General features: G+C 74.3%; 1 protein-coding gene. It reads right to left on the bottom strand.

Annotated elements, in window-relative coordinates; translation table 11 throughout:
- Window positions 1–463: AMP-binding protein (locus GT045_RS23145; protein WP_161335309.1), on the bottom strand; the 463-nt coding region annotated here is incomplete at both ends.

The raw sequence follows: 463 nt of genomic DNA, 5'->3' as shown, positions 1-463 counted from the left end.
ACGCCGGTGGAGCCGGAGGTGAACATGGCGTACACCGGCTGGTCGGGATGGACCCGCACCCCCGGGTCACCCTCGGTCCCCGAGGTCGCCCCGGTCGGGAACACCCGGGCCCGCTCGGGCAGCCGTACCGCCCCCGGATCGCGGTCCGTGACGAAGAAGTCGACGTCGGACTGCTCGACGATGAGCTGGATCCGCTCCATCGGGTAGCGGGTGTCGAGCGGGACGTACACCGCGCCGGCCTTGACGACCGCGAGGGTGCTGACGACCGCGTCGACCGACCGCTCCTGGAGGAGCGCGACCCGGCTCCCGGCACGGACCCCCTCCGCGATCAGCCGGTGGGCCGCGCGGTTGGCCCGTGCGTCGAGTTCCCGGTAGGTCAGTTCCTCGGTGCCGTGCACGACGGCCACGGCGTCCGGGGTCCGGGCGGCCTGCGCGGCGAACAGCTCGCCCAGCCCCGCGTCGG

Origin of the sequence: Streptomyces sp. SID486 (genome assembly GCF_009865385.1) — a bacterium.
Taxonomy (GTDB): Bacteria; Actinomycetota; Actinomycetes; order Streptomycetales; family Streptomycetaceae; genus Streptomyces.
This window is presented reverse-complemented; position numbering and strand designations above follow the sequence as displayed.